Below are 403 nucleotides of genomic sequence, written 5' to 3'. Positions count from 1 at the left end.
CCTATGTGCCCTTCTGGCAGTTGCGCTCGACTTACTGGTGGCGCTCGACCTTTCCGGCCAACAAGGAGGTCCATGTCTCGCACCGCTACAAGCCCAGCGTCGGCGGCACCTCCTCGGTCAGCTTCTTCTCCGACGGCCAGTTCCAGAACCCGCAATATCAAAGCTACAAGAGCCGCTATTGCATGGACGAGACGTTCGACAACGCGGTGCGCAAGGCGGCCAAGGCGAATCCGGACGGCTATCCGAAATATTATGAGAGCCGGATCGCCTACATCCTCACTACGGGGGGCAATTGGGCATCCGGCACCATCGGCAATTTCAAGCTGACCATCGACAAGGGCAGCCCCAAAAACCTCGTCTCCTTCTGCGGCGACAACGTCAAAAAGGTCGGGCCGACGACGTT

General features: G+C 59.1%; 1 protein-coding gene. It reads left to right on the top strand.

Features of this window, described 5'->3' with window-relative positions:
- The coding region (locus EOD07_RS37365) for a DUF4424 family protein (RefSeq protein WP_127238565.1) at nt 1-403 on the top strand (403 nt) is incomplete at both ends.

This window comes from Mesorhizobium sp. M2C.T.Ca.TU.002.02.1.1 (genome assembly GCF_003997225.1).
Note: the sequence above shows the minus strand (reverse complement) of the source record. Positions and strands in the feature narration are given on the sequence as shown.